Annotated in this window: 24 protein-coding genes; 12 read left to right on the top strand and 12 right to left on the bottom strand. The window is 62.4% G+C overall.

The annotated features are described in order from the left end of the window. Nucleotides 1–63: 63 nt before the first annotated feature. The 6 genes from msrQ to N8H22_RS19100 form a co-directional block, all read right to left on the bottom strand. Nucleotides 64–687 carry a protein-methionine-sulfoxide reductase heme-binding subunit MsrQ gene (gene msrQ, locus N8H22_RS19125; RefSeq protein ID WP_264592072.1) on the bottom strand — a complete coding sequence of 208 codons (624 nt, stop codon included), beginning with the start codon at nucleotides 685–687 and terminating at the stop codon, nucleotides 64–66. Further along, the gene (gene msrP, locus N8H22_RS19120; protein ID WP_264592071.1) at nucleotides 687–1,694 is read right to left on the bottom strand and encodes a protein-methionine-sulfoxide reductase catalytic subunit MsrP; all 1,008 of its coding nucleotides are present in this window, start codon (nucleotides 1,692–1,694) and stop codon (nucleotides 687–689) included. Before msrP ends, msrQ begins: the two co-directional genes overlap by 1 nt. Nucleotides 1,695–1,748: 54 nt before the next feature. After that, complete coding sequence (gene pssA, locus N8H22_RS19115; RefSeq protein WP_264592070.1) at nucleotides 1,749–2,588, bottom strand: CDP-diacylglycerol--serine O-phosphatidyltransferase; 840 nt, start codon at nucleotides 2,586–2,588, stop codon at nucleotides 1,749–1,751. Between the two features lie 153 nt (nucleotides 2,589–2,741). Beyond that, nucleotides 2,742–3,758: a ketol-acid reductoisomerase gene (gene ilvC, locus N8H22_RS19110; RefSeq protein ID WP_003303406.1), complete on the bottom strand. Its 1,017-nt coding sequence runs from the start codon at nucleotides 3,756–3,758 to the stop codon at nucleotides 2,742–2,744. A 73-nt stretch (nucleotides 3,759–3,831) separates the two neighbouring features. Continuing rightward, nucleotides 3,832–4,323, bottom strand: a complete 492-nt coding sequence (gene ilvN / locus N8H22_RS19105) for an acetolactate synthase small subunit (RefSeq protein WP_003288852.1) — start codon at nucleotides 4,321–4,323, stop codon at nucleotides 3,832–3,834. Between the two features lie 2 nt (nucleotides 4,324–4,325). Next, entirely contained in the window at nucleotides 4,326–6,050 is a 1,725-nt protein-coding gene (locus N8H22_RS19100) for an acetolactate synthase 3 large subunit (protein ID WP_264592069.1), read from the bottom strand. Between the two features lie 406 nt (nucleotides 6,051–6,456). On the opposite strand from N8H22_RS19100, the gene N8H22_RS19095 reads away from it, so the two are divergent. Then, entirely contained in the window at nucleotides 6,457–6,891 is a 435-nt protein-coding gene (locus N8H22_RS19095) for a DUF4124 domain-containing protein (RefSeq protein ID WP_264592068.1), read from the top strand. Nucleotides 6,892–6,948: 57 nt separating this feature from the next. Here the strand turns inward: N8H22_RS19095 and N8H22_RS19090 are convergent, their stop codons facing one another. From N8H22_RS19090 to mrcB, 3 genes are read right to left on the bottom strand one after another with little or no spacing between them, the layout of a single operon-like run. Then, nucleotides 6,949–7,269 (bottom strand): YqcC family protein, encoded by a 321-nt coding sequence (locus N8H22_RS19090; protein WP_264592067.1) that lies wholly within the window; start codon nucleotides 7,267–7,269, stop codon nucleotides 6,949–6,951. Further along, nucleotides 7,269–7,967, bottom strand: coding sequence for a tetratricopeptide repeat protein (locus tag N8H22_RS19085; protein ID WP_272890910.1), 699 nt, complete (start codon nucleotides 7,965–7,967; stop codon nucleotides 7,269–7,271). Before N8H22_RS19085 ends, N8H22_RS19090 begins: the two co-directional genes overlap by 1 nt. 58 nt (nucleotides 7,968–8,025) lie before the next feature. Further along, entirely contained in the window at nucleotides 8,026–10,338 is a 2,313-nt protein-coding gene (gene mrcB, locus N8H22_RS19080) for a penicillin-binding protein 1B (RefSeq protein ID WP_264592065.1), read from the bottom strand. Nucleotides 10,339–10,496: 158 nt separating this feature from the next. Between mrcB and N8H22_RS19075 the strand changes: the two genes are divergently transcribed. The 4 genes from N8H22_RS19075 to N8H22_RS19060 all read left to right on the top strand — a co-directional run bounded on the left by N8H22_RS19075 (nucleotide 10,497) and on the right by N8H22_RS19060 (nucleotide 14,103). Beyond that, on the top strand, nucleotides 10,497–12,059 hold the full coding sequence (locus N8H22_RS19075; protein WP_264592064.1) for a bifunctional aminoglycoside phosphotransferase/ATP-binding protein: 1,563 nt from the start codon (nucleotides 10,497–10,499) through the stop codon (nucleotides 12,057–12,059). 72 nt (nucleotides 12,060–12,131) lie between these two features. After that, nucleotides 12,132–12,917 (top strand): class I SAM-dependent methyltransferase, encoded by a 786-nt coding sequence (locus N8H22_RS19070; RefSeq protein ID WP_264592063.1) that lies wholly within the window; start codon nucleotides 12,132–12,134, stop codon nucleotides 12,915–12,917. Between the two features lie 18 nt (nucleotides 12,918–12,935). After that, nucleotides 12,936–13,202 (top strand): TfoX/Sxy family protein, encoded by a 267-nt coding sequence (locus N8H22_RS19065; protein WP_264592062.1) that lies wholly within the window; start codon nucleotides 12,936–12,938, stop codon nucleotides 13,200–13,202. 103 nt (nucleotides 13,203–13,305) lie between these two features. Continuing rightward, nucleotides 13,306–14,103 carry a cyclic nucleotide-binding domain-containing protein gene (locus N8H22_RS19060; RefSeq protein ID WP_264592061.1) on the top strand — a complete coding sequence of 266 codons (798 nt, stop codon included), beginning with the start codon at nucleotides 13,306–13,308 and terminating at the stop codon, nucleotides 14,101–14,103. A gap of 212 nt (nucleotides 14,104–14,315) precedes the next feature. Here N8H22_RS19060 and N8H22_RS19055 read toward each other — a convergent pair whose 3' ends face one another. The 3 genes from N8H22_RS19055 to N8H22_RS19045 are packed head-to-tail and all read right to left on the bottom strand — an operon-like array spanning nucleotide 14,316 to nucleotide 17,008. After that, nucleotides 14,316–15,194 carry a ChaN family lipoprotein gene (locus N8H22_RS19055; RefSeq protein WP_264592060.1) on the bottom strand — a complete coding sequence of 293 codons (879 nt, stop codon included), beginning with the start codon at nucleotides 15,192–15,194 and terminating at the stop codon, nucleotides 14,316–14,318. 9 nt (nucleotides 15,195–15,203) lie between these two features. Continuing rightward, entirely contained in the window at nucleotides 15,204–15,971 is a 768-nt protein-coding gene (locus tag N8H22_RS19050; protein ID WP_264592059.1) for a heme ABC transporter ATP-binding protein, read from the bottom strand. Beyond that, on the bottom strand, nucleotides 15,971–17,008 hold the full coding sequence (locus tag N8H22_RS19045; RefSeq protein WP_264592058.1) for an iron ABC transporter permease: 1,038 nt from the start codon (nucleotides 17,006–17,008) through the stop codon (nucleotides 15,971–15,973). Before N8H22_RS19045 ends, N8H22_RS19050 begins: the two co-directional genes overlap by 1 nt. 121 nt (nucleotides 17,009–17,129) lie before the next feature. On the opposite strand from N8H22_RS19045, the gene N8H22_RS19040 reads away from it, so the two are divergent. The 7 genes from N8H22_RS19040 to N8H22_RS19010 all read left to right on the top strand — a co-directional run bounded on the left by N8H22_RS19040 (nucleotide 17,130) and on the right by N8H22_RS19010 (nucleotide 24,251). Next, nucleotides 17,130–17,465 (top strand): Rieske (2Fe-2S) protein, encoded by a 336-nt coding sequence (locus N8H22_RS19040; RefSeq protein ID WP_264592057.1) that lies wholly within the window; start codon nucleotides 17,130–17,132, stop codon nucleotides 17,463–17,465. A gap of 60 nt (nucleotides 17,466–17,525) precedes the next feature. Then, a complete protein-coding gene (locus tag N8H22_RS19035; protein WP_264592056.1) occupies nucleotides 17,526–19,301 on the top strand; it encodes a protein-disulfide reductase DsbD in 1,776 nt (591 codons plus the stop codon). Nucleotides 19,302–19,453: 152 nt separating this feature from the next. Continuing rightward, on the top strand, nucleotides 19,454–19,897 hold the full coding sequence (aroQ, locus tag N8H22_RS19030) for a type II 3-dehydroquinate dehydratase (RefSeq protein ID WP_264592055.1): 444 nt from the start codon (nucleotides 19,454–19,456) through the stop codon (nucleotides 19,895–19,897). Nucleotides 19,898–19,972: 75 nt separating this feature from the next. Continuing rightward, on the top strand, nucleotides 19,973–20,431 hold the full coding sequence (gene accB, locus N8H22_RS19025; protein ID WP_165593595.1) for an acetyl-CoA carboxylase biotin carboxyl carrier protein: 459 nt from the start codon (nucleotides 19,973–19,975) through the stop codon (nucleotides 20,429–20,431). A gap of 17 nt (nucleotides 20,432–20,448) precedes the next feature. Continuing rightward, nucleotides 20,449–21,798, top strand: a complete 1,350-nt coding sequence (gene accC, locus N8H22_RS19020) for an acetyl-CoA carboxylase biotin carboxylase subunit (protein ID WP_165593596.1) — start codon at nucleotides 20,449–20,451, stop codon at nucleotides 21,796–21,798. 232 nt (nucleotides 21,799–22,030) lie between these two features. Beyond that, nucleotides 22,031–22,912, top strand: a complete 882-nt coding sequence (gene prmA, locus N8H22_RS19015; protein ID WP_264592054.1) for a 50S ribosomal protein L11 methyltransferase — start codon at nucleotides 22,031–22,033, stop codon at nucleotides 22,910–22,912. Between the two features lie 70 nt (nucleotides 22,913–22,982). Then, entirely contained in the window at nucleotides 22,983–24,251 is a 1,269-nt protein-coding gene (locus N8H22_RS19010; RefSeq protein ID WP_264592053.1) for a DUF3426 domain-containing protein, read from the top strand. The last annotated feature ends 1 nt before the right edge of the window (nucleotide 24,252 follow it).

Genomic DNA, 24,252 nt, shown 5'->3' with positions numbered 1-24,252 from the left:
TTACTTAAGGACTGCGCCGGAAGTGGTGCGCATTATAGGGGCCTCAAAACTGGCGTCAACCGCTTATTTCAGTTTTGTTGCCAACTTGGTTCTTTGACTGCGAGGCCGCCCCATAGCAGAGGCCACGACTGGACACCGTAGAGCAAGCAGGATCACAGCTACACCGGCGTAAAACGCCCATCTGCCAGCGTCGGCACGTACAACCCAAAGCATATGCAGCAACACCACGATGACGATTACGTAGATCAGTCGATGCAGGGTTTTCCAGCGTTTACCGAGACGACGCATGCTCCATCGAGAGGAGGTAGCGGCCAGCGCGGTGAGCCCAAGTAACCCGAGCATCCCGACGAGAATATATGGGCGTTCGCTCAACTCCTCGGGCAAACGCGAGAAGTCCGCACCCAGCAGGAAGAAAAGATAACCAGCGAGATGCAGCAACGCGTAGGTGAAGCACCAAAGTCCGAGCTGGCGGCGTACGGCGAGCCAGCCGGCCCAACCCGTCACCCGCTGCATGGGCGTCATGGCAAGCGTTAGAAGCAAGAGGACCAGCGCGCCCTGCCCCAGGTTATCCACCAAAACCTTTCCAGGGTCAGGCCCCAGCGCAGACGTCCAGGCGAGATATAGCCAGTACAAAGGTACGCTGGCGGCGCATAGGAACACGCCCAGCCGCCACAACGGGTAACGCATCAGTAGTCCTTGGTGAGATCCATCGAGGCGTACAAACCTGCCACCTGATCGGCATAGCCGTTGAACAACTGGGTCTCCCGGACGTTAGGGCTGAACAAGCTGCCAGGAAGCCGCCGCTCACGAGCCTGAGACCAACGCGGGTGGGAGACCTGCGGGTTGACGTTGGCGTAGAACCCATACTCCTCAGGGGCCATCGACTGCCAGGTGGTGGCCGGCTGCTCACTTACAAAGCTGATCCGCACGATCGATTTGACGCTCTTGAAGCCGTACTTCCAGGGCACGACCAGCCGTAATGGCGCGCCATTTTGATTGGGCAGTACCCGCCCATACATGCCAACGGCGAGCAGGCTGAGCGGATGCATCGCCTCATCCATGCGCAACCCTTCGACATACGGCCAATCGATCAGTGCAAAGCTGGAACGCGTGCCACGCATCTCGTCGGGCCGGTAAGCCGTTTCGAAGCGAACAAACTTTGCCGCCGAAAGGGGCCGAACCCTCCGTACCAGGTCCGCCAACGGAAAACCTAGCCAGGGAATCACCATCGACCAGGTCTCCACGCAGCGCAGCCTATAGATTCGCTCCTCGAGCTGACCTTCAGCAAAAAGGTCGTCGAGCGGGTAGCGCCCTGGCTTTTCGACTTCACCATCAATCAGCACCGTCCACGGCTCGACTTTCAACTCAGCGGCATAACGTGCCGGGTCGCCCTTGTTGGGGCCGAACTCATAGAAGTTGTTGTACTGGGTGGCGTCCGCATACGGAGTGACGGCTTCGCCTTCCGAGGCGACAGCGCGCCAACGGGTATCGCTCAGTTTGCCTACGAACCAAGGAGAGGCTGGCGCGACGGGGACGCCGGGGTACTGCTCGGACGCCCCGACCAGAGAGGGCAGTCCTAATGCCGCCCCGGCAAGTGCTGCCCCCTGGATGAAGCTACGCCGACTTCGATAGACCGTCTCCGGCGTCACCTCGGATTCACGGCACGCACCGGAAGGGGGGATTCTGATCAGCATGAGTAGCTCCGCGTATCGGCTCTGGACGAGCAATACGCGCAGCCAGATGGAAAATCAACCCTCGACGCGCTTACGCCGACGCAGCTGCATCAGGTACTGAACCGGGCCGGAAACCGCATATGCGAGGAAGATCAGCAAGAGGATTCGAGGCGGGTCACTGAACACGACTGCAAACACCAGGACCACGACCAGAATCGCAACGAAGGGAACCCGCCCTTTCAGATCCAGATCCTTGAAGCTGTAGTACTTGATATTGCTGACCATCAGCAGACCGGCAGCCGCGACCATCAGCGCAAAGAGCATGACCAGCACCAGCGGCAGTTCGACACCACGAATGCCGGCTTCATCGAGCGCCCATACGGCCCACACCCAACCGGCAACCACACCCGCCGCGGCCGGGCTCGCCAGCCCGATGAACCAGCGTTTGTCCACCTTGCCAATCTGCGTATTGAAACGCGCCAGACGCAGCGCGGCGCAGGCGACGTAGATGAAGGCGACCGTGAGCCCGACATTGCCCAACTCGGACAACGCCCATTCATACGCCAATACGGCGGGCGCCAGACCGAACGCCACCATGTCGGAGAGCGAATCGTACTCAGCCCCAAAGGCACTCTGGGTGTTGGTCAGGCGCGCCACACGCCCGTCCAGACTGTCGAGAACCATCGCGACGAATACGGTCGCTGCGGCCACGTAGAAATTGCCATTGATCGCCGTAATGATCGAGAAGAACCCGGCAAACAGGTTGGCAGTGGTGAACAGGTTGGGCAGCAGATAAATGCCCCGATGGCGAACCTTGCGGCCATCGGCCTCTTGGGTTTCCTCGACATGCTCGTCGATCGGCAGCAGGCTCTCTGGCTCGACTGGCTTGTTCGGCTCTTCGGGTTGTCCACTCATGCGCATTCACCTTCTACAACAGGTACGGATAGATTTCGACCAGATCGACAGACTCGCGGTTCAGCCTGGCCAAACTCTCGATTTATACCAGAAGCCTGGCAGTCAGAACGAAAAAACGCGGCCGAAGCCGCGTTTTCTTGAGCAGGAGAACGATCAGTTCTTGCTCTTGTCGACGATCTTATTCGCCGCAATCCAGGGCATCATCGCACGCAGCTTCTCGCCGACCACTTCGATGCCGTGAGCCGCATTGTTGCGGCGGTAGGCCGTCATGGACGGATAGTTGGCGGCACCTTCGGTGATGAACATCTTGGCGTACTCGCCGTCCTGAATGCGCTTCAGGGCATTACGCATGGCGGCGCGGGACTCGGCGTTGATCACTTCAGGGCCGGTCACATACTCGCCGTATTCGGCGTTGTTGGAGATCGAATAGTTCATGTTGGCGATGCCGCCTTCGAACATCAGATCGACGATCAGCTTCAGCTCGTGCAAGCACTCGAAGTAGGCCATTTCCGGCGCGTAGCCAGCTTCGACCAGAGTTTCGAAACCGGCCTTGACCAGCTCGACGCAACCGCCACAGAGAACGGCCTGCTCGCCGAACAGGTCGGTTTCGGTTTCGTCCTTGAAGGTGGTTTCGATGATGCCGGTACGGCCACCGCCGACGCCGCAGGCGTAGGACAGCGCGACGTTACGGGCATTACCGGAAGCGTCCTGATAGATCGCGATCAGGTCAGGAATGCCGCCACCCTTGACGAACTCGGAACGCACGGTGTGACCCGGTGCCTTGGGAGCGATCATGATCACGTCAAGATCAGCACGCGGCACGACCTGGTTGTAGTGGATCGAGAAGCCGTGAGCGAAGGCCAGGGTCGCGCCTTGCTTCAGGTTCGGTTCGATTTCGTCCTTGTACAGACGGCCCTGGAACTCGTCCGGGGTCAGGATCATCACCAGGTCGGCAGCGGCAACAGCGGCCGGCACGTCACTGACCTTCAGGCCATGGGCCTCGGCCTTGGCAATCGACGACGAGCCCGGGCGCAGGCCGACGGTGACGTCAACACCGGAATCCTTCAGGTTGCACGCGTGTGCGTGGCCCTGGGAGCCGTACCCGATGATGGCGACTTTCTTGCCCTGGATGATCGAAAGATCGCAATCTTTATCGTATGAAACCTTCATGAAACTACCCCTGTTACCGGCCTCGTGGGCCATTCGATAAAACGTTGCCGACTGGCTCAGCGAGCGTGGCCAGTCAGATACTCAGTACCTTGTCGCCCCGGGAGATCCCGGTGACGCCACTGCGTACAACCTCAAGAATCGCTGCGGTTCCGATAGCCTGGATGAAGCTGTCCAGCTTGTCGCTGGTTCCGGCCAACTGAATGGTATAGACGCTGGTAGTCACATCGACGATCTGTCCGCGGAAGATGTCGGTGGTGCGCTTGACCTCGGCACGCTGGGCGCCGGTGGCCTTGACCTTGATGAGCATCAGCTCGCGCTCGATATGGGCGCTCTCCGACAGGTCCACCAGTTTGACTACCTCCACCAGCTTATTGAGGTTCTTGGTGATCTGCTCGATCACCTCCTCGTGGCCGATGGTGGTCAGGGTCAGGCGCGACAGCGTCGGATCCTCGGTCGGCGCCACGGTGAGGCTCTCGATGTTGTAGTTGCGCTGCGAGAACAGCCCGACCACGCGAGACAGTGCGCCCGGTTCGTTTTCCATCAAAAGGGAAATGATGTGTCTCATGATCAGGTCCGCTCCGTCTTGCTCAGCCACATGTCGCGCATTGCGCCGTCTTTGATCTGCATCGGATAGACATGCTCGCTGGTGTCAACGGCGATATCGAGGAATACCAGGCGATCCTTCATGGCGAAGGCCTCTTCCATTTTCGGCTTGAGGTCCTTCAGGTCGGTGATGCGCATGCCGACGTGACCATAAGCCTCTGCAAGCCTGACGAAGTCCGGCAGCGACTCCATATAGGAGTGCGAATAGCGGCTGTTGTACACCATGTCCTGCCACTGGCGGACCATGCCCAGCGCACCGTTGTTGAGGTTGATGATCTTCACCGGCAGGTCATACTGCAGGCAGGTGGACAGCTCCTGGATGTTCATCTGGATGCTGCCCTCGCCGGTCACCACCGCGACATCGGCTTCGGGGAAGTTCAGCTTCACGCCCATGGCTGCCGGCAGACCGAAGCCCATGGTGCCGAGACCACCCGAGTTGAGCCAGCGATTGGGCTTATCGAACTTGTAGTACTGGCAGGCAAACATCTGGTGCTGACCGACGTCCGAGGCAACATAGGCCTCACCCTTGGTCACTTCGCAGAGCACCTCGATGGCGGTCTGCGGCTTGATGATCGAACCATCGCCCTTGTCGTAAGGGAACAGCCCGCGGTTGCCGCGCCACTCGTCGATCTGCTTCCACCAGCTTGCGACCGTCTCGGCGTTCGGCGCCTGGCCAATTTCCTTGACGATGGCAACCATCTCGGTCAGCACGCTATCGACCGGACCGACGATCGGAATGTCGGCTTTGATGGTCTTGGAGATGGACGCTGGGTCGATGTCGACATGGATGATCTTGGCGTTTGGGCAGAACTTCGCCGCACCATTGATCACGCGGTCATCGAAACGTGCACCCACAGCCAGGATCACGTCGGAATGGTGCATGGCCAGGTTGGCGGTGTAGCTGCCGTGCATGCCGAGCATACCGACGAACTGGCGGTCGCTGCCCGGATAGCAACCCAGCCCCATCAGGGTGTTGGTCACCGGCAGGTTGAGCATCTTCGCCAGCTCGGTCAGCTGCGCCGAGGCGCCACCCAAGACCACGCCGCCACCGGCATAGATGATGGGCCGTTTGGCTCCCAACAGGAGTTCCGCCGCCTTGCGAATCTGGCCCGAATGCCCACGCACAGCCGGACTGTACGAACGCAGCTTGGCCTTCTTCGGAAAGACGTATTCGAATTTTTCGGCCGGGTTGGTCATATCCTTCGGGATATCGATGACAACCGGCCCAGGACGCCCGGATTCGGCGAGATAGAACGCCTTTTTCATCACTTCGGGGATTTCCGAAGGATGCTTGATCATGAAGCTGTGCTTCACGATGGGCCGGGAGATGCCAATCATGTCGGTTTCCTGGAAGGCATCGGTGCCGACCATGGTGCTGGGCACCTGGCCGGAGATGACCACCATCGGGATCGAGTCCATGAAGGCGGTGGCGATACCAGTGATGGCATTGGTCGCCCCAGGACCGGAGGTCACCAGCACCACGCCAGCCTTGCCGGTCGCACGCGCGTAGCCGTCGGCCATGTGGGTGGCGGCCTGCTCGTGACGAACCAGGATGTGCTCGATGGACTTTTCCTTGAAAAGTGCATCGTAGATATGCAGAACGGCACCGCCCGGGTACCCGTAGATGTACTTAACGCCTTCGTCACGCAGGAAGCGGACGACCATTTCAGCGCCGGATAAGAGTTCCACGTTGTTCACCTCTGAAACGCCAGATAGCGACTCCAGGATCGGAGCCACCTGAAATAGGTTTACTGCCGGCAGGGCATGAGCGACGGTGGTCGCCGACTACGTCAGCCACTGACTGAGCCAGTATTGGAAGAAGCCCTGTTGTCGCGGGCTCTCCACCCAGCGCGAGGTAACGCGTTGCGGGTGATGCAGGTCGGCGCGGGTAGCACCTCATGTCTGTCTAGACTGAGCCGGTATCACTTGCGGCGAAGCGGCTCAGGACAGCAAGCCACGGATTGTTCGGATTCGGCGCTGGCAAGTCAAGCCTGCCGTTGCGTTGTGACGCTTTTCAGCCTGTGACCTGGTGCAGCAGCGAAGCCAGGGCTTTTGGGTATAGTGCCGCGGGTTCTGCCTAAATGAAGGAAATAACATGCGATCGATGGTAATTGTCGGGAGCCTGCTGCTTGCCATCAGCAGCAGCACGATGGCGGCACAAGTGTACAAATGGGTTGATGCCCAAGGAGTCACCCATTTCGGCGCACAGCCGCCGGAGGGCCAGACGGCGCAGACACTGAATACCGTCACCCCACCGCCGAAGGTGGCCGCGACCGAACCGAGCGCCAGCGAAAATAGCGCGCCACTGGTGGATCAGAAGAAGATCGACCACAAGGTCAAACAGCAGGTCGCCGAGCAAGAGGCGGAGCTCAAGCGTTACTGCGAAACGTTGCAGACCAACCTTGCGCAACTGCAGAACAATCCCCGAGTGAGGGTCGAGGAAAACGGCGAGGTCCGCCGCCTGAAGGAGGAAGAACGCCAGGCCCGCATTGCGGAAACCCAGCAAAAGATCAACGAACGCTGCAAGTAAGGCTTGGGTCGGCTGATATCCATGCGACCCGACCCGGCTTACCTCAATACGCAGGGGCTAGCCGTTAGCGATGAGACGGTCGAAACCCTGCAAAGCCGCAAGCAGCGCGCCAACCGATCGTTCGCAGTACACCACTTCAGCCATTGCATGAATGCCAGACACCCTGGGCAGCGACTGGTCACCTTCCAGAATCGTCTTCATGCGCGGCAGGAAAACCCACTGCAACCATTCTTCGAACTGCAAGGTATCGACGCAAAACGGCTCGCGACTCGCCAGCGCCTCTGCAGGTGGCGGCTCAGAAGCCCACAACCCCAACAGACGCAACTCCCGCTCAATCAGCAGTAGCTGTTGCGCCACGTCGGGTACACGCGCATCCATCAGAGGCTGACCTTGGCGCGCTCGCGCGCCTGAGCTGCCCCGGCCGCATCGCCCTGCCGGTCCCGCGCCTGCGCGATCAGTTCCCACAGGCTGGCCTGCAGTGCCGGTCGCCCGCTGGCATAGCTCAGGGCGCGTCGGGAAAGCTGCTCTGCCTGCACGGCATCCCCCTGCGCCAACCGCACCTGAGCCAGACGATAGAGCACCTGGGGCTCACGCGGCGCGATTCGCTGTGCACGCTCCAGACTGGACGCAGCGCCATTGAGATCACCACCACCCTGCAGTTGTTGCGCAGTAGTCAGCAGGGCCAAGACCGGACCATCGAGCTGCTCGTCCGCCGATAACCCCTGCACCGAGGGAATACCGCTTGGCTGCGACGTGGGAGCCGGCGTGGACGGCACCGGCGACGGCGCGGCACTCCACGAGCCTGGCGAAGCCGGTGCTGAGTCAATCGAGCCGACAATGCCGCTGTCCGGTGCCGCATAAGTCTGCAGCGGCGCAGAGTTCCCCTGCGGGATCATCACCATAACGCCGGAGTCGTCCTGGGCCGGCTGAGGCGCCTGCGCGATGCCTGGCGCGCGGTATGCCTGGCGCGATGCTACTTCCTCGGAAACTGGCGCCCCGGCATCGACCACCGGGATCGCTCGCCGATCTACCGTGGCACACCCCGGGATCAGGGCGACGGCCGCAAGCACGCTCATCCATTGCTTGTTCAATCTTCAAACCTCTTCAAGAAGCTAGGGTCGCGAAGCTGACCGATTACTCCAACCAGCCACGCACCCAGTCCATCACCGACTCGGCCGGTTCCTGAATGCCACAACCTGGCCCGGGCATCGGCTCACTGCCGCGAATATAGGGCATCTGCACCGCACCGGGACAACGCTGATCAGTGCCTTGACCTGTACGCGAATCAACCCATACATGCACGACGTTATCCGGAACCGGCATATCGAGGGGCAGTGGATCAGCCCTTCGCATGAAATCGCTCCACACTTGCAACGCGCCACTGGCACCGGTCAGAGCGGTCTTGCCATTGTCGTCGCGACCGAGCCAGACCACGGCCAGCAGATCCTGGCTGAAACCAGCGAACCAGCTGTCGCGCGAATCATTGGTGGTACCCGTTTTACCGGCCAGGTTCAGCGATCGCGGCAGCTGATTGTAGGCGGAACGTCCGGTGCCCTCATGCATCACCCGTTGCATCGCGTACTGGGTCAGGTAGATCGCACCCGGATCGAAGCGTTGTTGAATCTGGAAGGGATAACGCTTGAGTGGCTCCCCTTCGGCCGTCAGCACGCTGCGGATTCCGCGTAACGGTGTATTGAAGCCGCCGTTGGCGAGCGTCTGATAAATGTCCGCAACCTCTATCGGCCGCAGGCCACCGGCGCCCAGTAGCATCGACGGATAGGCCGGCCAGTCCGGCTCTGCGCCCAATCGCGCCAGTGTCTTGAGTACATTAGGCACACCCAGATCGAGTCCCAGCCGTGCCGTCGAAAGATTGTAGGAATTGGCCAGCGCCTGGTACAGATAAACAGTACCGTGGGCTTGGCGCCCGTAATTCTGTGGCTTCCACACCTGCCCATCACCACCTTTGACCGAGAACGGCTCATCCTCGAGCAGGCTGGTCAGTGTGTACTGGCTGGGCTTCTCCAGCGCGGCAAGATAGATCGCCGGCTTGATCAGCGAGCCGATCGGCCGCACCGCATCCAGCGCCCGGTTGAAACCGGCATAGCCAGGCTGGCGACTACCGAGCATCGCCTGAATCTCGCCCGTCTCCGGATTGGTCACCAGCATCGCGCCTTCGACGGCCTCGGCACCCTTGCCGAGCCGCTTGAGCGTCTCGCTCATCGCCTTCTCGGCCTTGAGCTGCAGGATCGGATCGAAGCTGGTGAAGACGCGCAGGCCCTCCTCCGTAAGATCCTCCTCTCGATAATCCTGACGCAGCTGGCGCTTCACCAGATCGAGAAACGCCGGATACGAACTGTCAGCCATGCTGCCGCGCTGCGTCACGCCCAACGGCTGCTGCTTGGCGGAAGTCGCCTCCTCGACGGTCACGACCTGCTGCTCTGCCAGCAGATCGAGGATCAGGTTGCGGCGTTCCAGCGCCCGCTCGGGATGGCGCCTCGGGTTGTAGTAAGTCGGCCCCTTGACCATCCCAACCAGCAGCGCGACCTGATGCAACCGGAGCTCAGCCAATGGCCGGCCGAAGAAATACTGGCTGGCCAGCCCGAAACCGTGGATCGCCCGCCGACCATCCTGACCGAGGAAGACCTCGTTGAGATAGGCTTCGAGGATCTCCTGCTTGCCGTAATGCAGCTCCAGCAGCACGGCCATCATCGCCTCGGTGGCCTTGCGGCTGAGGCTGCGCTCGTTGGTCAGATAGAAGTTCTTCACCAGCTGCTGAGTCAGCGTACTGCCACCCTGGCGGACCTGCCCGGCCGTCAGGTTGACCCAAACGGCGCGCGCGATCGATTTCGGCGACACGCCGAAATGCTCGAAGAATTCACGGTCCTCGACAGCGACCAGGGTTTCCACCAGATACGGCGGCACCTGATCCAGCTTGATCAGGATGCGATCCTCATTGTGTGCCGGGTACAAGCCACCAATCATCAGCGGCTCGAGGCGTGCCACTGCCAGCTCGCTACCATTTGCGCGAGTCAGCCCTGCGACGTAGTCACCAGAAAAGCGCACCCGTACGCGCTGCGACGCCTCAGCCCCCTCATAGAACTGGAAGCCTCGGGTATGCAGCTCGACATTATTCGCGGCAACCGACGCGATACCGGGGCCAGTGGCCGCGCTCTCACGGCGATAGCCCAGCGCATCGAGCTCGGTGAGGAAATCGTTCTTGGCCAGCTTCTGGCCGACGAACAGCTCGAGCGGGCGAGCATAGACCTTGGCGGGGATAGTCCAACGCTTGCCGGAGAATTTCTCCTGCACCACGGCGTCCAGATAAATGGCGAAACCGGCGAGGATCACCAGGCCGACGATGGAAAGCTTGAGCAGCCACCCCAGCCAGGGACGAGCCCCGCCGGCGCGGCGTTTCGAGCGAGTACGAGAAGTGCGGGATTTAGTCATGGCGGCGCATTATACGCACCTTTACCGCGACGGTCAGACGCCCTCTCGGCGGTTTGCAGGGCCAAGCCCAGCGGCCATAATGCCGGGGTTTTCCGACCGCGCGGAGTGCTTCGCAGCGAGCCCCACGCCGCCTCCAACAAGTTCAACAAGGAAAGACCGTGAGCCAAGCACTCATCGCCGCCCTGCAGAATCCGGGCCTCTACCCTCATCCGGTCGACGGCTTCCGGATCATCGAGACGCACATTTCCTGGGTAATCCTCACCGGCCAGTATGCATACAAGATCAAGAAGCCTGTGGACTTCGGCTTCCTCAACTTCACCGAACTGTCGGCACGCAAGCATTTCTGCGAAGAAGAGCTGCGCCTGAATCAGCGCATGGCCTCGGATCTTTATCTGGAAGTTCTGCCGATTACCGGCACGGCGCAGGCGCCAGAACTGGGCGGCTCGGGCGAGCCCATCGAATACGTGCTGAAGATGCGCGAGTTCCCGCAAACCCAGCTACTTGCCGAAGTCCAGGCGCGTGGCGAGCTGACCGATGCGCACATCGACGCACTGGCCAAACAGATTGCCAGCTTCCACCTGCAGACGCCGCAAGTGCCAGCCGGCCACCCACTGAACAATGCCGAAGCGATCGTCGCGCCGATGGCACAGAACTTCGAGCAGATCCGTCCACTACTGACCGAGGAGGCCGACCTGCGGCAGCTCGATGCGTTGCAGGAATGGACCGAGACGAGCATCAGCCGCCTGACGCCATTGCTGCAGCAACGCTGCCATGACGGCTTCATTCGCGAGTGCCATGGCGACCTGCACCTGGGCAACGCCACCCTGATCGATGGAAAGGTGGTGCTGTTCGACTGCATCGAGTTCAACGAGCCGTTCCGGCTGATCGACATCGCCTCTGACGCCGCGTTCCTCGCCATGGACCTGGAGGATCGCGGCCTGAAGTGCCAGGCCCGTCGTTTCATCAATGGCTGGCTGGAACACACCGGCGACTACGCCGCACTGGAACTGCTCAAACTCTACAAGGCATACCGCGCTCTGGTGCGCGCCAAGGTCAACCTGTTCCGCCTGTATCAGGAGCAAGATGCCGTACAACGCAAAGTGATCCTGCGGCAATACCGCAGCTACGCCAACCTCGCGGAAAGCTACAGCGCAATACCCTCGCGCTTCCTTGCGATCACCCACGGTGTATCGGCGGTCGGCAAGAGTCACGTGGCTCTGCGCCTGGTCGAAGCGCTGGGCATGGTGCGGCTGCGCTCGGATGTGGAGCGCAAGCGCCTGCACGGCGCACAAGCGGCAGACGAACAAGGCCAGCTTGGTGCCGGCATCTACAGCGAAGGTGCCAGCGAAGCAACCTACCGGCACCTGCACCAGCTGGCCAGCCAGGCGCTGCATGCCGGCTTCTCGGTCGTTGTCGACGCCACCTATCTCAAGCATGCACAGCGTCAGGCCGCCTGGCAGGTGGCCGAAGCCACCGGCGTGCCGTTTCTCATCCTCGACTGTCAGGCACCGGATGCCGTGCTCGCCCAGTGGCTACAGCAGCGTCAGGCCGAGGGCGGCGATCCGTCCGATGCGACGATGGAGGTGATCCGTGCGCAACAGGCCAGTCGCGAACCGCTGAGCGAAAGCGAGCAGGCGCTCAGTCGCCGCATCGAAACGCATGATGCCGGCAGCCTGGACAATCTGCTCGAAGCCATCCGCCAGCATCTACCAGGCGTATGAGCTGTGGTGTCGCCGCGAGCGGATCGCGGTGACACCCCTATACTTGCCAGCATCACCTTGCGGAAGTCGATCATGCCTGGCCGTTCCGATCCAGCATCGCCAACGTCACGCGACAGCATCGAGCTGTTCTCGGCGCGCGCCCGCGACTACGCGCAGTTTCGCCCGGTTTATCCTGAGGCCCTATTTGACTGGCTGGCGCAGCACTGCAAGGCAACCGAGGCAGCGCTGGACATCGGTGCCGGCAGCGGGCAGGCGTGCCTGCCCTTGCAGCGACATTTCCGTCGGGTACTCGCTTGTGACGCCAGCGCCCAGCAACTGACCGCCGCAGCGCCGTGGCAATCAGTGGAACGCTTCGTCGCCGATGCGGAGCAGTTGCCGATCAGGGATGCCCGGCTAGACCTGATCGTGGTAGCCCAAGCGTTACACTGGTTCGCCGCCCCGAGCTTCTTCGCCCAGGCGCGGCGCGCCCTCAAGCCAGGTGGCCTGTTCTGCGCCTGGTGCTATAGCCTGCTGCAGATCGATCCGGCGCTAGACGACATCGTTCACAAGCTGCACGGCGAGACACTCGCCGGCTACTGGCCAGCCGGCCGCGCCAGCGTCGATGCAGGTTACCGGGATATCCATCCCCCCTTTGCGCGCCTCCCGGTTCCACCTTTTGCGATTGAGGCGAATTGGCGATTCGACCAGCTTATCGGCTACCTGCGCACCTGGTCTGCGGTGACCAAGTGGCAGCAGACGCACGGTCTCGACCCGATCGCTACGATTGAACAGCCGTTGCGCGAAGCCTGGGGCGACGAACAAACCCTGCGTCCCATCCGCTGGCCGCTACACTTTCTGGCAGGGTATCCCGTTCAGTAGCCACGCAAGGAAGCTACCATGCACGACGAACTCCTCACCCTGAGAAACCTCGGCAAGACCTCCGCACAGTGGCTCCACGCCTCCGGCATCCACACCGTCGCAGATCTGCAGCGTCTCGGCGCGGTAGGCTCCTACCGCGCAGTCAAAGCCCGAGGCTTCGGAGCATCGAAGGTGCTGCTGTATGCAATCGAAGGGGCGCTGCGCAACATGCCCTGGCAAGATCTGCCGGCAACACTCAAGGACGAACTGAATCAACATCTCGGCGATAGCCACAACAAGAGCTAGCTCACAACCTCCGCTGCACAGGATTTACTCCCTCCGAGCCCATGCCTATTGTGCGCGAACCGGCCCAGTCATCGATTTGCCCGTTCGTTCAAGGATTACCGACATGTATCTACTCGGGGAGCAACCGGCCTATGCCGATCGTCTGATCAACCGCTTGCAGGGCATTCCACCCCAGCTGCTCGAGGGCCTGTCGCCATGCGGGCCGGATATCGAGTACAGCCACACCGACGACCTCAGCAGCGCGCTTGCCGAAGAGCAACTGTTTCTCATCGAAAGCGGCTTGCTGCATGCGTCGATCGATGACAAGCCGCTGTTCTATCTGCAGGAAGGCGACCTCCTTGGACTACGCCAGGGCAGCGACCTGCCGCCTTGCCGCTACTGCAGCGATGAGCCGATCAGGCTGACCCCCTACGCGCGCAGCGAGGTGCTGGCCCATATCCACGCCGATGGCCGACGCCAGGAACTATTCATCCAGTACCTCATCGGCCATACCGCCCTGCTCTCCGACGCCCTGGCACGCCTCAAGCAGCCGGATATTCGGCCTGCTACTGGGTTCAAGCATTTCGCCGCCGGGGACGAACTGATTCACCAGGGCGATGAAGCAGACAACGTGTTCATCATCGTCGACGGCCGCGCCGAGGCCCGTGTCGACGGACAGAAAGTCGGAGACGTGCAGAAAGACGAGATTTTCGGCGCAATGGCGGTCTTCACGCGGGAAAAACGCAGCGCAACTGTCGTCGCCAGCGAGCCATGCACGGTCATGGTCATCCCCAAGGAACAGTTCCTCGGCCTGACTCAAAGCAATCCACGCATCGCCCACAGCCTGATCGAGAGCATGGCGCGCCGTATCGACCTGCTGAACAAGGAAGTCACTCAGCTTCGCCTTGCGGTCCCGGCCTGAAACAAGACCACGGCCGAAAAAAAATCGGAAGGACTGTTGACTTGGAAATGAGAATAGTTATTATTATCTCAACTGGTCGCGAGATCAGCCGGTAACTGAAGGCCCAGGCAGTCGGACTTTCAGGTTATCTCCTCATCAGGCTAATCACGGTTTTTAGACCCGACTCTGTCGGGTCTTTTTTTTGCCCTGCGCAAATGCACCACGCCAGGTTGTCAGCGCCTGCGCAGCTGCTCGCAGTAATCCTGGGCCAGCTGCCCGGGTGTGAACCAGACGAAGTCAGCCTGCTGCAGCGTTACCGGGTCGCCCACCTCGGCAAGAATCAACACGCGCGACGCCCCTGGCGCTGCCAGATCGAGCAGGTGTAACGGCACCCCGAGGTCGCGACGCACATGAAACGCGCCGGCAAGCAGCATCGTCGGCACAGGTGCTGCCTGCAGGCGCTCAGCCATGCGCCGATCACGCTGCTGCTGCACTGCCAACATGGCGGGCAACTGCGAATCGGGCAGCATGCCGCAGTGGGACTCGACAATCTGCGCGCGCAAGGCATCGCCAACGTCGGCGCGGCCGGATACGGCCCCGCTCAACTGCGGGACCCGCTGATAGATCGCCGAAACCTCCTTGCTCGCCAGGTTCGCATGCATGACCGGGTAAGGCTGCGCCAAAGCGTATTCGATCAGAGGGCCGTATAGCTCCCATGGCCAGCCGCGTTGCCATGCCAAGGCGCCCGGCAGGTCCTGCGGAGGCTGCCCAAGACGAATGCTTTCCTGCGCTTGGCCCACCGCGCGCTGCTGATCGGGCGTCAGCATCTCGAGCAGCAGGCTGCCCTGCGCGCGACGCGTCACCAGTGCCTGCAACAACCATTGCTGCAGCAGATGGTGGTCGGGATTGTCATGACGCTCGCCGACCAGCAGATAGTCCGCGCTGGCAAGCTGCTCGACCAGCTGTTCGGCCGTCAGCCGTTCGCCGCTGCGCAGGTCGACGATCGCACCGAGATCAGCATGCTCGCGCCCTTCTGGACTTTGCCATTCAGGCAGCGGCGGTAACGAAGAGCAGGCTGACAGCAACAGTATCAACGGCAAGAGAATGCGCACGGCGACTCCTCAACGGGCAATGATCAGCGGATGGTTGCGCTCGGGATGACGCTGTACCAGCACCTCCAGTCCAAACACCGCACGCAGCAGGTCAGCCTGCAACACCTCCTGCGGCGTGCCATTCGCCTGGGCGATTCCGTCCGCAAGCAGCAGCAGACGGTCACAATAGCGCGCCGCCAGATTGAGGTCATGCAGGATCACCAGCACAGCACCACCCCGCTCAGCGAAGTCTCTGAGCACCTGGAGGATGGCGTGTTGATGCGCCGGATCGAGCATGGACGTCGGCTCGTCAAGCAGCAGCACCTGCCCTTCACGGCCCGGCCACAACTGCGTCAACACCCGCGCCAGATGGACCCGCTGACGCTCGCCGCCCGAGAGTTCCAGATAAGTGCGCAGCCGCAGATGTAAAGCGTCGGCTGCAGTCAGCGCCTCGGTGATGATCCGCTCATCCGCCTCGCGACCGCTGTCATGAGGCAAGCGCCCCATCGCCACCACTTCATCCACACGAAAGGCGAAACTCAATGTCGAGGTTTGCGGCAACACCGCCAGGCTGCGGGCTCGTTCCCGTGCGCCCCAGCTCGCCATCCGCCGGCCGTGCAGCAGCACCTGCCCGCTGGCCGGCGCCAACTCACCACTCAGCGCACTGAGCAGACTGCTCTTACCGGCACCATTGGGCCCGAGCACACCGAATACATGACCCCGCGGCACCTGCAGATCGATGTTCTGCAACACTAATCGGCCGCCCCGGCGAACAACAAGCCCCTCGGCCGACAGCATCAGGCACGTCCACGTAGCAATAGATATAGAAAGAATGGCGCGCCGAGCAGCGCCGTGACGATGCCGATTGGCAGCTCCGCCGGCTGCAGCAGCAAGCGCGCGACCAGATCAGCCAGCAGTAACAGGCTGGCGCCCGCCAAGGCTGATGCGGGCAGTACGATGCGATGATCCGGGCCGACCAGCAGACGGATCAGGTGCGGTACCACCAGCCCGATGAAGCCGATCATCCCGGCGGCCGCCACCGCCGCGCCGACGCCCAGAGCGGTACAGAGCACCAGCTCGCGCTTGAGCCGTTCGACATCGAACCCCAGATGACGCGCCTCGGACTCGCCGAGCAGCAGCGCGTTCAGCGCGCTGGCGCGTGTCGGCAACCACAGCACGACAACAAAGGTCACCAGCAGCAACGGCCACAACCGGTCATAGCCCGCACCACTCAAGCTACCCAAGTTCCAGAAGGTCAGCGTGCGCAGTGTGGTGTCGTCGGCGAAGTAGGTAAATAGACCGATCAGCGCACCGGCGAGTGCGGTCAACGCAATCCCGGCGAGCAACATGGTCGGGACCTGCGCCTGTCCCTCTCGTCGGCCCAGGCGGTACACCAGCGCAGTGACGCCCAGGCCGCCAGCAAAGGCGCATAAGGACAACAGGTACGGTTCGAGCACGGCCGGCAGCCCGCCCAACAGCGCACCACCAACGATGGCGAAGGCCGCCCCCAGCGCGGCGCCACTGGACACGCCGATGAGTCCTGGATCGGCCAGTGGATTGCGAAAAAGCCCTTGCATGGCCACCCCGGACAGCGCGAGCACCGCGCCCACGGCCAGCCCCAGCAAGACGCGCGGCAACCGAAGCTGTCCGACGATCAGCTCGGCCTGGCCCGACCCGGGATCCGCCGGCCACAGGCCCAGCAGGCCCAGCGTCGCCCTCAGCGTATCGCCCAAAGGCAGGCTCACCGGTCCCAACGCCAGCGAGAGCCACAGCACCATCAGCAGCAGCAGGCCGAGTAGCAGGAACAGCACACGCACGGGAAGAACGGGCCCCATCGAATGGCTCGCCAGAGGAAAAGAGCGAAGAAGGATAAGAGCGGGGCCGCGTCGCCGCCAGCCCTGCCCCGGCGCAATCGCTGCAACTGCGTAATAATCGTCGGCCGAAGGAGGAGTAGCCATGATCCGTTTATGTGCGTCGAACGAACTGGCCGAAGGCCAGAGTCGAGGCTTCACCCTGCAGCAACTGCAGGTACTGGCGGTGCGCCGCGACGGCGCGCTGTACCTGTATGAAAACCGCTGCCCGCATCGCGGCATCGCTCTGGAATGGCTGCCGGACCAGTTTCTCGACACCAGCGGCAGTCTGCTGCAATGCGCCACCCACGGCGCGCTGTTTCTAATCGAATCTGGAGAATGCGTGGCAGGCCCCTGCAGCGGGCAGTCGCTGCGTTCGCTGCAGGGAGTCGAGCAGGATGGCTTCATCTGGTTGCGCGCCGACTCTCAGGGTGACAGTTGAGCACGAGCAGCACACGACCAGCTTGGTTATCATGCCGCCATTGCTTTAAGTGAGGTCGCCATGCGTCGCCTGCTGAGTCTGCTTCTTCTCCTCGCCGTACTGCCTGCCAGCGCCGGTTTGTTCGACAGCAAACCGAACCCCACACTCGGCGCGCCACTCAACAACAGCGCGGACTTTCTGCCGGTACGCGAAGCATTTCGCCTGAGCCTGGTCGGCAGCACTCCGACTCAGGTGAAGCTGCGCTTCGTTGCCGCTGAAGGCTACTACCTCTACCGCCATCGCTTCGAGTTCAAAACTCAGCAGCCCGGCGTCAGCATCGGCGAGCCGCAGCTGCCCGCCGGCGAACAGAAGACCGACGATTATTTCGGCGAAGTGGAAGTCTATTACGGCGTGCTGGATGTCGAGCTGCCGGTCAGCAATCCCAAGCAGCAGCCATTCACTCTGCAAGTCTCCTATCAGGGCTGCGCAGACAAGGGCCTGTGCTACCCGCCGGAAACCGAGAGCCTGACTATCGGCGATCGCGCCGCGGCCAGCGTCTCCGCTCCGGCCGCAACAGGTCCGGATTCCGAGACCAGCCTGTCCTGGCGGGCGATCGGGCTGTTCTTCCTTGCCGGGCTGGGTCTGACCTTCACCCCCTGCGTGCTGCCGATGCTGCCGATCCTCTCCGGAGTGGTACTGCGCGGCCAGACAGGCGGCCTGCGCAGTTTCCTGCTGGCGCTGGCCTATGTCTTGCCGATGGCGGGCGGTTTCGCCGTACTCGGCGCACTGATGGGCGTGTTTGGCGCCGAACTGAATCTGCAGGCGCGCCTGCAGTCACCGTGGATCCTGATTCCTTTCGCGCTATTTTTCGTCGCCTTCGCCCTGGCCATGTTCGGCCTGTTCGAGCTGCGGCTGCCCCAGGCGCTAGCCGGGCGTCTCGACCGTCTCGCCGGCAATGCTCGGGGTGGCTCCTTTACCGGAGCGGCGCTACTGGGTGCAATCTCGAGCCTTCTGGTATCGCCATGCGTTTCCGCACCGCTGGCTGGCGCACTGCTCTATATCAGCGCCAGCGGTGATGCCCTGGGCGGTGGTCTGAAACTGTTTGCCCTGGGCCTCGGGATGGGCGCCCCGCTGGTGCTGTTCGCCACCGGTGGCGGTGCGCTGCTACCCAAGAGCGGCCCCTGGATGGTCGGCGTGCGCAACACCTTCGGCGTACTGCTGCTGGCCGTCGCGGTATGGATGCTCGAACGCGTACTGCCAGGCCCTCTGGCCCTGGCCCTGTGGGGGTTGCTTGCAGCGGGGACGGCACTGTTCCTCGGCACGCTGGAACTGACCAGCAAGACGCCAAGGCAGAAACTCGGTCAATTGTTGGGGCTAGCGCTGCTGGTGTATGCACTGGCCGCATGGATCGGTGCACTGCAGGGCGGCTCCGACCCGCTACGACCGCTACCGCAAGCCAGCGGCGCACCGGAAGGCCGCATAGCGACCGAAGGCTGGCAAACCATCTCCACGCCCGCCGAGCTCGACTCGCAACTGGCGGCAGCCCGCGCCGCCGGTCAGCCATTGATACTGGACTGGTATGCTGACTGGTGCATCAGCTGCAAGGTTATCGAGCGAGAAGTATTTGCCCATCCTCAGATTGCTCCCCGCTTGGGTGATTATCGCCTGATCCGCTTCGACATCACCGACAGCAACGCGGCACAGCGGGCTTTGCTCGACCGTTATCAACTGTTCGGTCCGCCGGCGATCCTGTTCTTCGATCGGACCGGCGAAGAGATCACCGAAGTCCGCGTCGTCGGCGAACTGGATGCGCGCGACTTCGGCGAGCGTCTGGATCGCGCCAAGCAGTTGCTGTAGGACGTCCTTGCGGCAATCTCCAGTCATAATGCGGCCATTTACCGCGATCGACACATGACTGGACAGTCATGGCTTGCTTCGGGCATAGTTTTTCCCCTTCTGGCAGCCCACCACGATGTCACCGCCAGTCATTAGAAAAACAAGGAATGCCCATGGCCACGCTTCTGGTACTCCACGGCCCTAACCTCAACCTGCTCGGCACACGCGAACCCGGCGTCTACGGCGCAGTGACGCTGGCGCAGATCAATCAGGATCTGGAGCAGCGTGCGCGTGAAGCAGGCCACCACCTGATGCATCTGCAATCGAACGCCGAGTACGAGCTGATTGAGCGTATCCATGCCGCGCGCAGCGAAGGCGTCGATTTCATTCTGATCAATCCGGCGGCCTTCACCCATACCAGCGTCGCGTTACGTGACGCATTGCTGGCCGTGAGCATCCCATTCATCGAAGTGCACCTGTCCAACGTGCACAAACGTGAGCCTTTCCGCCATCACTCCTACTTCTCCGACGTAGCGGTAGGTGTGATCTGCGGCCTTGGCGCCAGCGGTTATCGACTGGCATTGGAGGCTGCCCTGGAACAACTCGCCGCTGTCTGACAGGCCTGTGCACACGCCGGACCTCGAAGAAGCGCGCAGCAATGCCCTTTGAACTTACTTGGGAGTCAATGCTTCATGGATATTCGCAAAGTCAAAAAGCTGATCGAACTGCTGGAAGAGTCCGGTATCGACGAACTGGAGATCCACGAGGGTGAAGAATCGGTTCGCATCAGCCGTCACAGCAAGCAGGTGGCGATGCAACAGCCGATCTATGCACACGCACCTGCCGCTCCAGCGCCGGCCCCAGCAGCTGCTGCCGCTCCGGCTGCCGACGCCGCTCCGGCCGCGCCAAAGCTGAACGGCAACGTGGTCCGCTCGCCGATGGTCGGCACCTTCTACCGCGCCTCCTCGCCGGAAGCCAAGGCGTTCGTCGAAGTCGGCCAGACCGTCAAGAAAGGCGACATCCTCTGCATCGTCGAAGCCATGAAGATGATGAACCACATCGAGGCTGAAATCGGCGGCACCATCGAATCCATCCTGGTGGAGAATGGTCAGCCGGTCGAATACGACCAGCCGCTGTTCACCATCGTTTGAACCGCGGAGAGCCTGCGATGTTGGAAAAAGTACTGATCGCCAACCGCGGCGAAATCGCCCTGCGAGTCCTGCGCGCCTGCAAGGAACTGGGCATCAAGACCGTGGCGGTACATTCGACCGCCGACCGCGATCTGATGCACGTGTCGCTCGCCGATGAGTCCGTGTGCATCGGCCCGGCCTCGTCCGCCCAGTCCTACCTGAGCATTCCGGCGATCATCGCCGCCGCCGAGGTAACCGGTGCCGACGGCATTCACCCCGGCTACGGCTTCCTCGCCGAGAACGCCGACTTCGCCGAACAGGTGGAGAAATCCGGCTTCACCTTCATCGGCCCGACCGCCGACGTGATCCGCCTGATGGGTGACAAGGTGTCGGCCAAGCACGCCATGAAGAAAGCCGGCGTGCCGACCGTACCGGGCTCCGATGGCCCGCTGCCGGAAGACGAACAGCTGGCGCTGAAGATCGCCCGTGAAGTCGGCTACCCGGTGATCATCAAGGCCGCCGGCGGCGGTGGTGGTCGCGGCATGCGCGTGGTGCACAAGGAAGAGGACCTGATCGCCTCGGCCAAGCTGACCCGCAACGAAGCAGGTGCAGCCTTCGGCAACTCGATGGTCTACCTCGAGAAATTCCTGACCAACCCGCGCCACGTGGAAATCCAGGTACTCGCCGACGGCCAGGGCAACGCCATCCATCTGGGTGACCGCGACTGCTCGCTGCAACGCCGCCACCAGAAGGTGATTGAGGAAGCCCCTGCCCCGCTGATCGACGAAGAAGCCCGCCGCAAGGTCCAGGCCCGCTGCGTCCAGGCCTGCATCGACATCGGCTACCGCGGCGCCGGCACGTTCGAGTTCCTCTATGAAGACGGCAACTTCTACTTCATCGAGATGAACACCCGTGTACAGGTGGAGCACCCGGTCACCGAGATGGTCACCGGCATCGACATCGTCAAGGAGATGCTGCTGATCGGTGGCGGTCAGAAGCTGTCGATCAAGCAGGAAGATGTGGTCATTCGCGGCCACGCCGTGGAATGCCGCATCAACGCCGAAGACCCGCGCACCTTCATGCCCAGCCCAGGTAAGGTGAAGCACTTCCATGCCCCGGGCGGCAACGGCGTGCGTGTCGATTCGCACCTGTACGACGGTTACGCGGTACCGCCGCACTACGACTCGCTGATCGGCAAGCTGATCACCTTCGGCGCCAACCGCGACGAGGCCATGGGTCGTATGCGCAATGCCCTGGACGAGCTGATCGTCGACGGCATCAAGACCAACGCCCCGCTGCACCGCGACCTGGTGCGCGATGCAGGCTTCTGCAAGGGCGGCGTCAACATCCATTACCTGGAAAAGAAACTGGGTATGGACAAGCACTGAGCCACGGCTCGCTGCTGCACGCAGAGGCCGCCTTCGGGCGGCCTCTGTCGTTTGTGCTCCGAATATGAAGTACAAAGGCGCAGCCTGAACTACGGTATACCGGTCTCGCCCGACGCATTCCTGAGAGAAATCGCTGTGCGAGCTTCCCTCTGCACAAGGGCCGCTGGCCGCATCTCGCAGCCTCCAGTAAGCTTGCCCGCTTTTCCCCGCCCGTTTCCAAAGAGGCCTTCCCATGCCCTGGCTGCAAGTCCGACTCGCCATCACCCCCGATCAGGCCGAAGCCCTGGAAGACCAGCTGCTGGAACTAGGCGCCGTCTCGGTAACCTTCATGGACGCCGAGGACCAGCCGATCTTTGAACCGGACCTGGGCACCACTCCCCTGTGGAGCCACACCCACCTGCTCGCCCTGTTCGAGGACGGTACCGATGGCGACGCCGTGCTCGCCCACCTGAGCCTGTTGCGCGGTGGCGATCTGCCCGTGCATGAAGTCGAGCGCATCGAGGACCAGGACTGGGAACGCAGCTGGATGGACAATTTCCAGCCGATGCGCTTCGGCCGCCGCCTATGGATTGTGCCGAGCTGGCACGAGGCGCCGGAGCCCGACGCGGTCAATCTGCTGCTCGACCCCGGGCTGGCCTTCGGCACCGGCACCCACCCGACCACAGCCCTGTGCCTGGAGTGGCTGGACGGTCAGGAGCTCGCCGGCTGCCGAGTGCTCGACTTCGGGTGTGGCTCGGGCATCCTCGGCATCGCCGCCCTGCTGCTCGGTGCCGAATCGGCACTGGGCACCGACATCGACCCTCAGGCGCTGGAAGCCTCCCAGGACAACGCTGGACGCAACGGTATCGATCCGACGCGCTTCCCGGTCTACCTACCGACTGATCTGCCGCAGCAGCCGGTCGACGTCGTGGTCGCCAACATCCTCGCCGGCCCGCTGGTGCAGCTGGCGCCGACCATCACCGCGCTGGTCAAGCCGGGCGGCCGCCTGGCACTGTCGGGCATCCTCGCCGAACAGGCAGACGAGGTGCGCGCCGCCTACCAGGACACCTTCGATCTCGACCCGACCGAGGACAAGGAAGGCTGGGTTCGCATCAGCGGAACTCGCCGCCGTTGAACCGCAACCGCGCTGCCGTCGTGCAGCGGCCATGGGCTAGACTAGCGAGCAATCTTCGCCGGAACCACGCATGAGCAGCTTCATCACCCAGTGCCCCCACTGCCACACCAGCTTTCGCATCAGCCGCAGCCAGCTCGGTGCCGCCCATGGCGCGGTACGCTGTGGGGCCTGCCTTGAGGTGTTCAACGCGGCGCGCCATCTGCAACCCGACGAAACCGCCGCACCACAGCCATCACCGCCCCCTGCGGCCAACGTAACGCCCCCGGCGACATCGCCCTCCACGCCAGCCGCCACAACGACTGGCGATGCGACGCTCTGGATTCACGACGATCTGGATCTGGACAGTCTCGACCTCGACGAGGAACTGGCCAAGCTGGAAGCTCAGGAACGACAGTTCGCGCAGGAGCTTGCCCAGCGCGACGCGGCTCTGCGTCCAATCGAAGAACCGCCGCGGGTCGATTACAGCGAGCCGGCGGAACCCGAGGCGCAAACAGCACAGTCCTCGGTCGATACCGCACCTCCCCCGCCTACGCCTACGCCTACGCCTACGCCTGAGACAATCGAGGACGAAGAATCGCTGCATCTGACTCCAGTCAGCGCTTCAGCTCCGCTGCCGCCCAGCCCACTGGCCGTTTCGGCCGACGGACCGTTGACCGCCAGGCTGCAGCACGACGCGCTCGTCGCAAGACGCGAGCCCCACGCCGACGACGCTCCCGAGCTCGACGAACCAGAGCTGCCTGCCACACCAGTCAATAGCAGGGCACCCGAGGAGCGCCGCGAGCCGGAGCTGCCGAACCAACCGCTGTTCGAGCTCGAAGACGAGCCACTGCAGCTTGCCTGGCAGCAACGCAAGAAGCCCTGGGGCCGCTGGCTGGCCTGGGGTGTACTGAACCTGCTCGCTCTGCTTGTCCTGATCGGCCAGTACGTGGCGTACAACTTCGAGGAATTGGCCCGGCACGACCGCTATCGCCCATGGCTCGAGCAGCTTTGCCCGACGCTCGGCTGCACCTTGCCCGCCAAGGTGGACGTCAGCCAGATCCGCAGCAGCAATCTGGTGGTACGCAGCCATCCCGACTTCAGTGGCGCGCTGGTGGTGGATGCCATCCTGTACAACCGCGCGCCCTTCTCGCAGCCGTTCCCTCTGCTGGAAATGCGCTTCGCCGACCTCAACGGCAAGCTGATCGCCAGCCGCAGCTTCAAACCCAGCGAGTATCTCTCCGGGGAACTGGCCGGACAGGCGGAGATGCCGCCGCAGGTCCCGATCCACATTGCCCTGGATATTCTCGACCCTGGCACCAAGGCTGTGAATTACAGCCTGAACTTCCAGTCTCCGGAATAGC

The sequence above is a fragment of the Stutzerimonas sp. S1 genome (genome assembly GCF_025966695.1).
GTDB lineage: Bacteria > Pseudomonadota > Gammaproteobacteria > Pseudomonadales > Pseudomonadaceae > Stutzerimonas.
The sequence above is the reverse complement of the archived record's forward strand: the minus strand, read 5'-3'. Positions and strand labels throughout refer to the sequence as shown.

What these genes read in the sequence shown, in the direction of transcription:
- msrP (WP_264592071.1), bottom strand. Translation starts at nt 1,694, where the DNA reads ATGCTGATCAGAATCCCCCCTTCCGGTGCGTGCCGTGAATCCGAGGTG.
- ilvC (WP_003303406.1), bottom strand. Translation starts at nt 3,758, where the DNA reads ATGAAGGTTTCATACGATAAAGATTGCGATCTTTCGATCATCCAGGGC.
- ilvN (WP_003288852.1), bottom strand. Translation starts at nt 4,323, where the DNA reads ATGAGACACATCATTTCCCTTTTGATGGAAAACGAACCGGGCGCACTG.
- N8H22_RS19010 (WP_264592053.1), top strand. Translation starts at nt 22,983, where the DNA reads ATGAGCAGCTTCATCACCCAGTGCCCCCACTGCCACACCAGCTTTCGC.
- N8H22_RS19040 (WP_264592057.1), top strand. Translation starts at nt 17,130, where the DNA reads ATGATCCGTTTATGTGCGTCGAACGAACTGGCCGAAGGCCAGAGTCGA.
- mrcB (WP_264592065.1), bottom strand. Translation starts at nt 10,338, where the DNA reads ATGACTAAATCCCGCACTTCTCGTACTCGCTCGAAACGCCGCGCCGGC.
- N8H22_RS19090 (WP_264592067.1), bottom strand. Translation starts at nt 7,269, where the DNA reads ATGGATGCGCGTGTACCCGACGTGGCGCAACAGCTACTGCTGATTGAG.
- N8H22_RS19050 (WP_264592059.1), bottom strand. Translation starts at nt 15,971, where the DNA reads ATGCTGTCGGCCGAGGGGCTTGTTGTTCGCCGGGGCGGCCGATTAGTG.
- prmA (WP_264592054.1), top strand. Translation starts at nt 22,031, where the DNA reads ATGCCCTGGCTGCAAGTCCGACTCGCCATCACCCCCGATCAGGCCGAA.
- msrQ (WP_264592072.1), bottom strand. Translation starts at nt 687, where the DNA reads ATGCGTTACCCGTTGTGGCGGCTGGGCGTGTTCCTATGCGCCGCCAGC.
- pssA (WP_264592070.1), bottom strand. Translation starts at nt 2,588, where the DNA reads ATGAGTGGACAACCCGAAGAGCCGAACAAGCCAGTCGAGCCAGAGAGC.
- N8H22_RS19060 (WP_264592061.1), top strand. Translation starts at nt 13,306, where the DNA reads ATGTATCTACTCGGGGAGCAACCGGCCTATGCCGATCGTCTGATCAAC.
- N8H22_RS19095 (WP_264592068.1), top strand. Translation starts at nt 6,457, where the DNA reads ATGCGATCGATGGTAATTGTCGGGAGCCTGCTGCTTGCCATCAGCAGC.
- N8H22_RS19070 (WP_264592063.1), top strand. Translation starts at nt 12,132, where the DNA reads ATGCCTGGCCGTTCCGATCCAGCATCGCCAACGTCACGCGACAGCATC.
- accB (WP_165593595.1), top strand. Translation starts at nt 19,973, where the DNA reads ATGGATATTCGCAAAGTCAAAAAGCTGATCGAACTGCTGGAAGAGTCC.
- N8H22_RS19045 (WP_264592058.1), bottom strand. Translation starts at nt 17,008, where the DNA reads ATGGGGCCCGTTCTTCCCGTGCGTGTGCTGTTCCTGCTACTCGGCCTG.
- N8H22_RS19085 (WP_272890910.1), bottom strand. Translation starts at nt 7,967, where the DNA reads ATGAGCGTGCTTGCGGCCGTCGCCCTGATCCCGGGGTGTGCCACGGTA.
- accC (WP_165593596.1), top strand. Translation starts at nt 20,449, where the DNA reads ATGTTGGAAAAAGTACTGATCGCCAACCGCGGCGAAATCGCCCTGCGA.
- N8H22_RS19035 (WP_264592056.1), top strand. Translation starts at nt 17,526, where the DNA reads ATGCGTCGCCTGCTGAGTCTGCTTCTTCTCCTCGCCGTACTGCCTGCC.
- aroQ (WP_264592055.1), top strand. Translation starts at nt 19,454, where the DNA reads ATGGCCACGCTTCTGGTACTCCACGGCCCTAACCTCAACCTGCTCGGC.
- N8H22_RS19065 (WP_264592062.1), top strand. Translation starts at nt 12,936, where the DNA reads ATGCACGACGAACTCCTCACCCTGAGAAACCTCGGCAAGACCTCCGCA.